Below are 11,776 nucleotides of genomic sequence, written 5' to 3'. Positions count from 1 at the left end.
ATGATATGTTGCGCCTCGCCATTCAGGCTGTAGCCGCTGGAAAGGAGAACCTTTACTTCGGGATTGATCATGCGCAGACGATCAAATGTCTCGGAACCCGATAGCCCCGGCATGACCATATCCAGTATGACGAGATTGATGGTCCCTTTTTTTTCCGTGTAGACAGCGATCGCCTCCTGCCCGCTGTCGGCAGTATAGACCTTGTACTGCAAGGCCTCCAGCATTTCCTTGCTCACGTCCAGAACTGTTTTTTCATCCTCCACCAGCAAAACGGTCTCCGTGCCCCTGACGATTTTTTTGGACGGCGGCTCGTCCTTGACCACGTCCTTCTCAGAGGCAGGCAAATAGATGGTGAATGTGGTTCCGTGGCCGGGTTCGCTGTACACATTGATCATGCCCTGGTGACCCTTGATGATCCCATAGACCGAGGCCAGTCCCAAACCGATTCCTCTGCCCATCTCATTGGTCGTGAAAAAGGGATCAAAGACGCGCAAGCGGGTCTTCTCGTCCATGCCGCTGCCGTTATCGGTGACCGTTATTTTCACGTATTTCCCAGGCTTGACGGAGTAAGGAAGCGCCTTTTCATCATTCAAGAGAACATTCTCCGTTTCCAAATATATCTCCCCGCCCCCGGACATGGCCTGCCAGGCATTCACATACAGGTTCACGAATACCTGTTCCATTTGCCCCCGGTCCACCTCCACGCGCCAGATATCCTTCCCGGTTTTGCGATAAATGGATATTTCCTTCTTGGTTCTGCCGAACATGAATGATGTCTTTTCAATAATGTCGTTCATGTCGGTGGGCTTGACCTCATACCTTCCCCCGCGGGCAAACCCCAACAATTGCCGGGTCAAATCGGCCCCGCTTTGCACCTGCTCCTCGATCCGTTTGAGCCTCTCAAAATTGGGATTGGCGGGATCGAGATTGGTCAATGTCATGGACGCATAGCCCTGAATTCCCATGAGCAGATTGTTGAAGTCGTGGGCGATGCCGCCAGCCAACGTGCCGATGGCCTCCATTTTTTCCGCCCATTGCAGGCGCTCTTCCAGGATTCGCTTTTCCGCCTCCGCCTACTTGCGTTCGCTGATGTCAAGAATGATGCCGAAGTACTGCATCCCCTGCTGGGTATGTTTTTTAATGGTTCGATCATGAAACCATTTGTAATTTCCATCTTTGCACAACCAGCGATACTCAAGAACGATCTCATCACCCGCTGCCTGATTCCTGTAGGCAGCCAACACCCTTTCGCGATCGTCCGCATGCAAACGATTTCTCCAGAAATCCTTCGTAGCCAAGTATTGCTCAACGGTAAAACCGGTTACTTTTTCAACATTGCCACTGACCCAGGAAGCATCGATTGCCGGATCAAGCGGAGAGGTGTAGCTCGCAATGGGCAACGTTGCCAGAATCAATTGCTGCCGTGCTTCGCTCTCGCGCAACGCCGCCAGCGCAACCTCTCTTTGAGACTCCGCCAGCTTACGCCCGGTAATGTCCTGAAAGGACCCCGATACACTTTTGGTTTTACCCTGTTCCTGATGAGTTGTTGCAACTGCATGGACCCAGCGTTTGTTTCCTTTCTGAGTAATGATTTCCCATTCCTGATCATACGGTTCGCCGAATTCAACAGCCCGCTGGATGGCTTTTTCGGCCAGCGGTCGAAAGGCGGGAGCTATAAATTCTAAACCCTCGGGCACTTTCGGCTCGCCGTTGGTCAAATCAATTTCAAGGATACGGAAGGTTTCCTCTGTCCAGGTTTGAGTCATGGTTTCCACATCGAATGTCCAACCGCCAATTTTGCCCATTTTCTCGGTATCGCTAAGCAATGCCTTACTTTTTACCAAATCCGCCTCCGCCTGCTTGCGCTCGCTGATGTCCTCAACCGTCCCGTCGTAATACAGGGTTTTGCCTTGCGCATCCTTGATCGCGGCAGCGTTTTCCCTGATAAAAATTATGACTCCATCCTTTCGTGTCCAGGCGGATTCCAATCCCTTGACCTCGCCTTCCTTTTCGATCATTTCAATGAACCGCGATCGGGGATAGGCAGGCTCGAAACCGTTTTTTTCAAGGTCCCTGGTTGTGAGTTCAGCGAAAGATGAGTAGCCAAGCATCCTGACCAGAGCGGGGTTAGCCAGCAGAACCCTGCCATCCAGAGTGCTTCTGTATATCCCCAGGGTAGAATTCTCATACAATGTCCGGAAGCGCTCCTCGCTCTCGCGCAGGGCCGCGAGCGCGGCTTTTACCTGGGACTCCGCTCGCTTGCGGTTGTCGATGTTGTCGATGATGCCATCATAGTATTTCACCCGCCCGCGCTCGTCTTTGATGGCCACCGCAGACACGGACCCGACAAAGATACTTCCGTCTTTCTTTTTCAGCCACAATTCCTCGCTTTTGACAACCCCTTCTTTGAGCATTTTTTTATTGAATTTTTCTCTGTCTTTTGAATCTTGGTACAGGTCTGAAACGTTTATGGCCAGGAATTCCCCTTTGCTTTTAAACCCAAACATGGCGACGATGGCGGGATTGGCTTCAATGAATTTTCCTTCAGGCCCAACGGTATTCCGATAAATTCCCAGGTTGATGTTTTCTGTCAAGCCCCTGTATTTTCCCTCGCTGTTTTTCATGGCTTCGAGCGCAGCCTCCATTTGGGACTCGGCCTGCTTGCGCTTTGCTTCTGATTTCTCCAGTTTCTTAATTTTCTGCTTTAATTCTGATATTTCCGCAATCAATTCAGCTTTTGTCCTGGGGGATTCTCTCATCTGCTTTTACTCCTGTAATTGATCTGTCCACGAAAAAATGGACAACTATTAAAGCTAAATTAACATCATTTTGTTCAAAAAGCAAAAATATGCAAGAGTCCATAAAATAAAGATAAAAATCCTGAACAATTCAATCAAAACTCGGAATGGAGAACTTGTGCAGCAGGTAATTCAGGCGGTAGGTTGCCCCGATCTCCGGGCGGCGCAACGCCGGGGCCAGATTCTTCATGAACCAGTCGCACTTGGCGTTCAGTTCGGCGTCGTTTCGAAAATGGTGCAGCAGTTTTTCATGGAGCGGACCGGCGTCGGCCCTGCCGTTGCGGGCGTACTCGGCGCCCAGCCGCTCGAAATCGTCTTTTAAAAAATCGAGCGGCTCGGGGAGTTTTTTGAGGAACGTCTTCACCTGGTCGTGTTCCTCCCGGTGTTCGCCTCTTTCGCGGCCGATGCTCAGGTTCAGAAACGACTGGTAGTCCCGGCGCACCTCGTGGCTGAAAACGGCAAAGGAGGCGATGGGCGGCTTATGCGGCGAACGGCGCTCGACCACCCGGCGCATCGCCGAGCTGACCACCGCAAAGGGAATGCGCTTCTCCCACCAGCGGTACAGGATGTCAAAATCCTTGCTGCTGATGAAAAAGCGGATGGCAAATTGGCTGTCCAGGAACTGGATGATCCTGATAATATAGTTGTAATCGTCGCTGGCTGCCGTCATGCTGGCTATGGCTGCAGATCATGGATGCGTTTTAGGCCGTAAAACAGGAGGTCGGGTTCGAAGCGGTCAATGGCGGACACCCGGCCCCTGAAATAGCGGATCAGACCGCCGGTGGCGATCACCTTGCTTTCCGGCCCCAGCACCCGCCGGTAAAGGGCGATCAGGTGGTTGAGTGTCCCGACGGTGCCGAAAAATATTCCGGCGCGAATGCTGTCGACCGTGTTGGTGCCCACGGGCGAGGCGGGAACAGCAAAAGCGATGTTCTTCAGCTTGGCCGTGTTCTCGGCCAGGCTCCTGACGGCGATGGTGATGCCGGGCAGGATGGAGCCGCCGCAATATTCCTTTTTTTTGTTGACCAGGTCGAAGGTGGTGGCCGTCCCCGAATCGATGACGATCAGCGGCGGCGGAAAAAATTTCAGCGCCCCGAGGCAGTCGGCGATGCGGTCGGCGCCCAGTTCCGACGGTTTGTCGATCCTCAGCCTGATCCCGGTCACGGTGCGGTGGCTGATGAAAAGGGGCTTCTGGGCGAGTATTTTTTTGCAGTCCGCCGCCAGGGCCCGGTTCAGCGGCGGCACCACCGACGATACGATGACGGCCGTTATTTTCTTTCGCCAGCCCTCGCCCAGCAGGAGGCGCAGATGGCCGGCCGGCCATTTTTTCGGGGTGGGAATATGGCGCCGGTAAACAATGGCCTCGTCCTTGAAAACGGCGCAGGCGGTCGAACTGTTGCCCACGTCAACGGTCAGGACCGCCGTACGCTCCGCACGGGAGGCCATTTACTCCCCCGCTTCCAGTTTTTCCCTGGCAAACGACCTCAGGCTGATCTTCTCGCGGCTGAGGATGAAAAGGCCAAGGAAAAAGACCGGGAAAATGTTCATGCCATGCAGAACGAAGGCGTAGGAGAGGGCCGGCCCCTTGGGAATGGCGAAGAGGCCGAGGGAAAGCTGGCAAAGGAAATGGTAGGAGCCGATATAGCCTGGCGATGACGGGACGACGACGCTGATGGTGGTGATGACCAATGCCACCAGGGCGGCTGTCCAGGGCAGATGGTACAAGTTGACAAAATGAAAAGCGATGAACAGCAGCTGAAACGTGATCGCGTAGCAATCCCATATGGCGATGGACAAAACGCCAACCAGCGGATAAAGACCGGCCGCTTTCAAAGGGACGATGCCGTTCAGAAACTGGTCCAGGAGTTCGTTGACTTTGGCCGAGACAGCTGCGGGCAAGAAAGAGGTCAGGCGGCCGCTGACGGCCATGGTTTGCCGGCGGTATTTTTTCATCAGCAGCAGCAGGGTGAACAGGACCACGACCAGAACGAGCATGATCGCGCCGCTCTTCTGCACCCAGCCGGGAAAAGGGAAGACGACCAGGGCCAGGCCCATAAGCAGCAGCAGCGCGAAGATATCGAGCAGCCGTTCAACGACGATGGTGGCGAAGACGGCGCTGGCGGCGATGCCGGTTTTTTTGCGGGCGTGATAGGCGCGGATGACTTCGCCCAGGTGGGCCGGCAGAAAGGTGTTGGCCATGTAGCCGATGACCAGGGAGGCGAACAGGCCAGGCAGCGGTACCAGCCGGATCGGCGCCAGCAGGTATTGCCAGCGCCAGGCGCGCAGCAAGAGGCCCAGGAAAATGACGGCCAGGATTGGAACGAGCAGCCAGTAATCGGCACTAGCGAAGGCCCGGCCCATCTGGCTGAAGTCGACCTGGCGAAAGGCGAGAAAAATGAAAAGGACGCTGAGCGCGATACCGGCAAGCATTTTCCAATTTTTCTTGATTGCGGATAATTTCATTTGGCTCCAATTATAGCATCACTCGACGCTTCGGAGAACCTCAGCGTAGTGATGCTATATCAAATACCGGCCGGAATGTCAAAACATCCCGCGCATTGACTTGCTCCGGCGCCTGTGTTTATAATAAACGGAATCTGTTTGCCAATGGAATGTCGGCGGCGTGGAGGTGAGCCATGGAACTTTCGGGTTTTCAAATCAGCAAGATCGAGCTTGTCGCCGAATTCGAGTCAGCCGTCATGGAACTCTATTGGGTCTACAGTCAAAAATTCCCCGATTATGAAGTGTTCTGGGTCGCCATGGCCGATGATGAGAGGAAAAATACCGAATGGGTGCGCTCGACCATCGAAAAGATCAAGAGCGGCGCGATCGAATACAACCGCGACCGCTTCAACATCGAAGCCATCCGCACGTCGCTGAATTTCGTCAAGGCGCAAATACTGGCGGCGCAAACCCACCTGGTGACGCTGCAGACCGCCCTGGGCAATGCCACCGGCATCGAGGATTCGCTGGCCAAGAAAAAATTCTATGAAATCATTAAGGGCGATACGCCGGAAGGCAGGCAAATCTACCAGCAGTTCAGTGTCGAATACCAGAAGCATCGCGAGCGGCTCATCCAGTTCCGGCAACAAATCAAGTAAGGCCGTCAAAATAAAATGGCGCTGCCATTGACCAGGAGGATCCCATGTTGCGTTTGCTCCTTTGCGGAATTTTTTTCATGGCCAGCATGAGTACGCCGGGACAGGAGAATTTCGCCACCGACGTTTTCAAGACCGCGGCCGGCGAGCTGAAAATCACCTTCATTGGCCACGGCTCTCTCCTTTTCACCTACCAGGACCGGACGATCTACATCGACCCCTTCGGGGCGCTGACCGATTTCAGCCGCTTGCCCAAGGCCGACCTCATCTTTATCACCCACCAGCACCAGGACCATTTTGACGCGGCGGCCATCGAAAGCTTGCGCAAGGAGAATACGGAGATCTTTCTCAGCGCCTCCTGCCAGCCCTACCCGGCCGCCAGCCACGTCCTGAAGAACGGCGATCGCATCACCACCCACGGCATCGAAGTTTCCGTCGTGCCGGCATACAATGTCATCCACAAAAGGGACAACGGCGTTCCCTTTCATCCCCGCGGCGAGGGAAACGGCTATGTCTTCGCTTTTTCCGACTGGCGCGTCTATGTGGCCGGCGACACCGAAAACATCCCGGAAATGGCCGCGTTGAAGGATATCGCCGTCGCCTTTCTGCCCATGAACCTGCCGTATACCATGACCCCGGAAATGACCGCCCAAGCCGCCCGAGCCTTCAAGCCGCGGATCCTCTATCCCTACCATTACGGCAGCAGCGATCCCAGGCAACTGGTCGAGCTTCTGAAAAGCGACCCTGACGGCATCGACGTGCGCATCCGCAAAATGAACTGACCGCCCCTGCCCATGCTGGGTAAGGATTTTCGCGGCCTGGCCGAAGCGGTCACCAGAACCTACGGCGACGATCCCTGGTTTTTTCTACGCGAACTCGCCCAGAACAGCCGCGATGCCTCGGCCAAGGCCATCCGCGTCGAGGCGCAAAGGAGCGCCGACGGGCTGGAGAGCCTGACTTTCGCCGATGACGGCCGGGGCATGCGCTTGGCTCACGCCCGCCGCTTCCTTTTTCGCTTGTACGCCTCACACAAGAGCGGAGACAAGATGTCCGCCGGCAAGTACGGCATCGGCTTCTGGACCATCCTGCGTTTCCAGCCCAGCCAGATCTGCCTGCAATCGCGGTGCGGAAAGGAGTCGTGGGCCGTCGTTATGGACGCCGAGCTCAGGGCCCGGCCCACTGTCTGTCCGCTGGACCGGCCGGGCACCACAGTGATTCTGACCCGGCCGGCCGTTTTCGCAACCGAGGCCGAATTCTCCCAGGAAGCGGAACACGCGCTACGTGCGTATTGCGGTTTCCTGCGCCGCAACGACCGTTTGGGCACGCTCCTGCCCGTTTATTTTCACGGCCAAAACCTGACCGTGCCCATGAGCCTGCCCGGTCCGCTCAGTTACGCATTTCATGACGGCGCGGTCGAAGGCGCGGTAGCGGTGGACGAGAACCCGCGGGTGCGGCTGTTCGCCCGCGGCCTGCCGGTCTGGGAAGGGGCGCTGCTGGAGCAGATGTCTCACCTGCAGGCCATTCCCCCAAGCCCGATCGCCCTCGGCCAGGGCCTTGCCCCGGTGTTCCTACTCAACGGCAACCGTCTCGATGTCACTTTTTCCCGCAACCTGGTCCTGGAAAACAGGGCCTTGTGGAATGTCCGCCGCCGCGCCGAAAAAGCCCTGCGCCGGCTGTTGGCGGATTCCCTGGAAAGGGCTTTCCCCAGGAAATGGTACCAGCGCCTGGGTCAAATCCCGCGCTCTTTGTTCGGCCGTCTGGCGCGTCCGGGCTGGAAACCGCTGCTGTTGTCATTGCTGGTCATCCTGCCGCTTGAGATCGTGATTTTAAGTCGTTTCTTCCCGGGCCGCACCGTTGCCCGCCCGTTTTTTTTCAGCCTGCGCGACGACGCCATCAACTACCCGGGCGCGGCGGTGGCGATATCGTCCTCGCAAGCTTCGGCGCGTTTCGCCTACTCCCCGCCCGTCCCCGGCTGGTTCAAGGTTTTCGTCGCCGCCGATTATGACCTGAAAGCCGGTTTCATCCGCCGCCCCGGCTGGGTCACGGTGCCGCCGCCGTTCCAGGGCTGCGAGCCGGAAAACGTTATCCGCATACGCCTGGCCGCGACCGAAGCCGGCCGGACGCTGCTGCCCGTTCCGCCGGGATACGCCATAGATCCGGACAGTCTTTTTTTTGCCGCCAGGCAGCGCCTCGCCCTGGACGCGAATGCCCAGGACGAGTACGGAACCGAAGTTCCGGCCGGAGCCGGCGAGATCACCTACAATGCCTGTCCGCTGGCACGGGTCCGGGAACTGACCCCGGTCGAAAGCGCACGCCTGACCGCCCTGCCCGAGGAACTGGAATTGCCGCCGGCGTTGGCAAGATCCCTGGCCAAAGCGAACTCCCTCGCCCCGGCCGAAAAAGTGGCCCATGCCAGCGCCCTGGCCCGGGAATCCATCCGCTATGACACGTCGTTGTTCACGGCGCAGGCCTATCAACGGCGCCCCGCCGGGCAGTCGTGGTTGGCTGGAGTTTTGGCCATCGGTCGCGGCGATTGCGACATCATCAACGGCTTCAATGTACTGCTGTTGAGGAAGCTGGGCATTCCGGCCCGGATGGTCATCGGCTTGGTTGGCAGCCGGGGCCGCATTCTGCCGGGACTGCACGCCTGGAGCGAGTATTTCGACGGCGGCTGGCAAATCATTGACCCCAGCGCCGGCGCGGCCAGCGCATTATCGCCGCCCCAAGCGGCCGCAGTGCCGGGCCAAGCTTCGCAGGAGTCTCCTGCCCTGCCTTCCCCCGAATCGGGGCCAGGTAACGGCAGCCGGCTCGGCTTGCTCGCGCTTGGATTGGCGGTGATGGCCATGCTGCTGTCATTGGCCGCTGTTTATAGAAGAAGATCCAGCCTCGTCCTGCCTTCCGGAATGGCCGGGATGACCTCCGATGCCGGCAAGGAACTCCTGCTGCCGCTTATCCAGCAAGCGCTGCTGCAGCCCGAGAAATGGGGCCGGGAAAATCCCTTATGGGATCACCCTTTCCTGCCGACCGTCGGCAGCAAGCCGATGAGCATTCGCCGCGCCCTGGCGCTGCTTCGCCGCAACCGCCTGTTGGTCGCCACCAGCCAGAATCCCTTGGCCGCGGCCTTGAAAGACCGGGGGCTCCCGATCCTCGACCTGCATGCAAAACTGTTCGCCCCACTGCTCAACCTCCTCCCCGGCGCCGTCAACCTTGACCTGCTCTACCGGCTGCGGCCGCAGCCGCCGGGCCACAGGGGGGCGGCGCAGCCGCCAGGCCACAGAGGGCCGGCGCAACCGCCAGGCCGGACCGGGGCGGGCAGCGACGATTTCCTGGCCTCGGTCAACAAGTTTTTATATAGAAAATTCACCCGGCCGACGATCTGTCTGCTGGCTCCGGGCCTGCAGCAAGCCGATCTGCTTGCCGTTTCCCTCCCGGCAGTGCCCAGGCAGAAGGGCCTGTTCTTCCCGCAACGCTTCATCGCCGTCAATCCAACGGGAAAACGATTCAATGAACTGGCGGAGCTTTTCAAAAAAAATCGCCCGCTGGCTCTTCTCCGGTTCCTGCAGACGCTGCATGGCGAATCATTGCTTCCCGCAACCAACCCGGAAACGTTGCTGAAAAAATCGGCGCGCCGGCTGCTGCGCGAATACCGAGGGATAAAGAAGTGAAGACGTTCGGCGTTGGGAGTTCAGAGTGAAGAATAAGAATGCGAGGGAATTGTCCTTAACTCCACCGGGTGGACAGACAAATCATATCCGCCAAAAAAGGCAGATGATTCGTGCTACGCCGAACTCCGAACGCTCGACTCCGGACTTGATCCTGACGGAACTGCTCTCCATCGATGCCGACGCCCATCTGCAAAAATTGACGGCCAACATGTTCCCCTCGCCGGCGCTGCTGCCGGTGGAGCTGGTCCGCAGCGCTCTGAAAAGGGCGGCGGCCGCGATCTCGATCCGAGTGGACAGCGAACGGATCGAGATCGCCGATGACGGAGCCGGCATTGGCTGCGAGGAGTGGCGCGCCCTGGCTTGCCTGGGGAACGGCAGCCAGGATGCCGTCGCCAGGGAGAAGGCCATGGCCAGCCTGCAGGATGCCGGCCGGCCGGGCATAGGCCTCCTGGCCGTTTTTTGCCCGGGAATCCGCGCCGTTCAGATCGAAAATTCCGGCCAAGCCGCCAAGGGTACGCTGAGCATCGCCGCCGGCCGCAGCGAACTGCGCGACGGCAATTCATGGCCCCGCGGCACCCGCATCACCATCAGGCGCCGCCGCGGTCCGGCCGCGGAAGAGAGAGCGCTCCTGGCCGAGCTCTGCGCAGCGGCCGCGGTCGCTGGCGAGATCGTCATCAACGGCCGGCCGCTTAAAAAAAAGCAGTTGCTGAAAGACTGTCTGGTGAGCTTGGGCGACAACGGCGGAAAAAAACCGGAACGGTCACGGCTGGCTGTTCCCGCCCAGGGCGACGTCTGCCGGATCTGGCTGCTCGACCAGGGCATTCCCTGGCAGGTACTGGCCGTCGCCCCGGTTCAGGGCATGGTCTTCACGGCTGCCCTGGAAACCGATTCCGTGCCGGCGCCTCCGGCCATTGCCGCCATGGCCGCCGGCGCCCGCCGGCTGTACCGTTGGCTGGCGGAGAACTACGATCAATTTCCGGACCATTTCCAGTCCCGCATCGAGGACCTGCTTTTCAGGCAGGCACGCACAGAAGGGGATTACTCCCTGCTGTCGCTCTGCGCCCCTTTCCGCCTGCGCGCCTCAAGCCGCAGGCTCAGCCTGGCCGAGGTGCGCCATGCCGCCGCAAAAGGTGCGTTGTCTTTCACCGACAACGACAGCCGGGCGGGCCGCTTCAGCGTTCCGGGAAAAAACATTCTGCTGCTCAGCGCGCGGCAAAAGGATTTTCTCATCAACCACCTGGGCCTGCCTCTCGTCCCCCTGAACGCCAATGCGGCGACAAAGGCAAAGCCACATAGAAAATGGGGAGTCTGCCGGCGTGCGCTTGCCGGCATTCAGAAGCGGTTTGCCCCGGCCGTGGCCCGCATCATCAATGCCAGCCGCTTGAGCGAAGAGGAGAATGTCTTGTGCCGCGAACTGGAAAAGCTGTGGCAACAAAAAATGGCGGCAACAACCCCCGCTGCCCCAGCCATCACCTTGTCCGTGGGCATGGTCGGCGGGCGCGGCCTGGCAGCCGCTTTCCGCTTAAAAAACCGGTTTGGCGAAACCCTGCTGATCAAACGCCGCCATCCGCTCACCCGGCTGGCGCTGCAGAAAATAACCTTGGACCGGGACAACCGCGAGCTGGCATTCATTGCGCTCATGCCCGTTCATCCGTTGACAGACTCGCGCCATTAAATTAGAATAGGCCCATTCCGACAAGGAGAGGTGAAACTATGCCGACCTATCAAAAAGTCATGTGGTTCGCGTTGGCAGTGACGGTGCTGGCCATCCTGGTCCTGGTCTACTTTTTATTTTTGGCTCCCCAGGCCAGGGAAAAATCCCCGGACAAAACGGAACTCACGACACGGGAAGCCCAACCAACGGTTGAACCCGCCTTGCCCGCGCCGGCCGCCGCGGACTATTCCCCCCTGAAACTCGACCTGAACCAGAGCGATGCGCCGGTCAGGGAGTTGATCGCCGCGGCTCAGGTCCCCGAACGGTTGCGCGAATGGAGCCGGCAAAAGGAGCTTCTGCGATCACTGGTGGCCGCCGTGGACAACGTGGCCCAGGGGCAGAGCCCAACCGTGCAGCTGGCTTTCCTGGCTCCCGGCGAAAAGTTCTCCGTCATTGAAAATGGCAACGGCATTTTTTTCGATCCCAAGAGCTTTCGGCGCTACGACGCGTTAATCAACGTGTTCGCGGCCATCCCGGACGAAACTTTGCTTCTGTGGTATC

Annotated in this window: 10 protein-coding genes; 5 read left to right on the top strand and 5 right to left on the bottom strand. The window is 58.3% G+C overall.

Annotated features, from left to right (window positions below; translation table 11 throughout):
- The 5 genes from NTW95_01490 to NTW95_01470 all read right to left on the bottom strand — a co-directional run.
- On the bottom strand, positions 1 to 1,022 hold a 1,022-nt coding region (locus NTW95_01490; GenBank protein ID MCX6556101.1), incomplete at its 3' end, for an ATP-binding protein.
- 51 nt (positions 1,023 to 1,073) lie between these two features.
- Complete coding sequence (locus NTW95_01485; protein MCX6556100.1) at positions 1,074 to 2,759, bottom strand: PAS domain S-box protein; 1,686 nt, start codon at positions 2,757 to 2,759, stop codon at positions 1,074 to 1,076.
- A gap of 130 nt (positions 2,760 to 2,889) precedes the next feature.
- Entirely contained in the window at positions 2,890 to 3,468 is a 579-nt protein-coding gene (locus tag NTW95_01480; protein MCX6556099.1) for a hypothetical protein, read from the bottom strand.
- Positions 3,469 to 3,473: 5 nt separating this feature from the next.
- Complete coding sequence (locus tag NTW95_01475) at positions 3,474 to 4,244, bottom strand: type III pantothenate kinase (protein MCX6556098.1); 771 nt, start codon at positions 4,242 to 4,244, stop codon at positions 3,474 to 3,476.
- Positions 4,245 to 5,261, bottom strand: coding sequence for a lysylphosphatidylglycerol synthase transmembrane domain-containing protein (locus NTW95_01470; protein MCX6556097.1), 1,017 nt, complete (start codon positions 5,259 to 5,261; stop codon positions 4,245 to 4,247). It abuts the gene before it with no gap.
- A 173-nt stretch (positions 5,262 to 5,434) separates the two neighbouring features.
- Between NTW95_01470 and NTW95_01465 the strand changes: the two genes are divergently transcribed.
- From NTW95_01465 to NTW95_01445, 5 genes are all read left to right on the top strand, one after another.
- Positions 5,435 to 5,899, top strand: a complete 465-nt coding sequence (locus NTW95_01465) for a hypothetical protein (GenBank protein MCX6556096.1) — start codon at positions 5,435 to 5,437, stop codon at positions 5,897 to 5,899.
- Positions 5,900 to 5,943: 44 nt separating this feature from the next.
- Positions 5,944 to 6,678 carry an MBL fold metallo-hydrolase gene (locus NTW95_01460; protein ID MCX6556095.1) on the top strand — a complete coding sequence of 245 codons (735 nt, stop codon included), beginning with the start codon at positions 5,944 to 5,946 and terminating at the stop codon, positions 6,676 to 6,678.
- A gap of 12 nt (positions 6,679 to 6,690) precedes the next feature.
- Positions 6,691 to 9,561, top strand: a complete 2,871-nt coding sequence (locus NTW95_01455) for an ATP-binding protein (GenBank protein ID MCX6556094.1) — start codon at positions 6,691 to 6,693, stop codon at positions 9,559 to 9,561.
- 103 nt (positions 9,562 to 9,664) lie between these two features.
- Positions 9,665 to 11,236 (top strand): hypothetical protein, encoded by a 1,572-nt coding sequence (locus tag NTW95_01450; GenBank protein ID MCX6556093.1) that lies wholly within the window; start codon positions 9,665 to 9,667, stop codon positions 11,234 to 11,236.
- Between the two features lie 38 nt (positions 11,237 to 11,274).
- The coding region (locus NTW95_01445) for a DUF3014 domain-containing protein (GenBank protein MCX6556092.1) at positions 11,275 to 11,776 on the top strand (502 nt) is incomplete at its 3' end.

The sequence above is a fragment of the Candidatus Aminicenantes bacterium genome, from assembly GCA_026393795.1.
GTDB lineage: Bacteria > Acidobacteriota > Aminicenantia > UBA2199 > UBA2199 > UBA2199.
Note: the sequence above shows the minus strand (reverse complement) of the source record. Positions and strands in the feature narration are given on the sequence as shown.

Excerpts from the sequence above, each read along its gene's own strand:
- NTW95_01485 (MCX6556100.1), bottom strand. The coding sequence starts at position 2,759 with ATGAGAGAATCCCCCAGGACAAAAGCTGAATTGATTGCGGAAATATCA.
- NTW95_01480 (MCX6556099.1), bottom strand. The coding sequence starts at position 3,468 with ATGACGGCAGCCAGCGACGATTACAACTATATTATCAGGATCATCCAG.
- NTW95_01475 (MCX6556098.1), bottom strand. The coding sequence starts at position 4,244 with ATGGCCTCCCGTGCGGAGCGTACGGCGGTCCTGACCGTTGACGTGGGC.
- NTW95_01470 (MCX6556097.1), bottom strand. The coding sequence starts at position 5,261 with ATGAAATTATCCGCAATCAAGAAAAATTGGAAAATGCTTGCCGGTATC.
- NTW95_01465 (MCX6556096.1), top strand. The coding sequence starts at position 5,435 with ATGGAACTTTCGGGTTTTCAAATCAGCAAGATCGAGCTTGTCGCCGAA.
- NTW95_01460 (MCX6556095.1), top strand. The coding sequence starts at position 5,944 with ATGTTGCGTTTGCTCCTTTGCGGAATTTTTTTCATGGCCAGCATGAGT.
- NTW95_01455 (MCX6556094.1), top strand. The coding sequence starts at position 6,691 with ATGCTGGGTAAGGATTTTCGCGGCCTGGCCGAAGCGGTCACCAGAACC.
- NTW95_01450 (MCX6556093.1), top strand. The coding sequence starts at position 9,665 with ATGATTCGTGCTACGCCGAACTCCGAACGCTCGACTCCGGACTTGATC.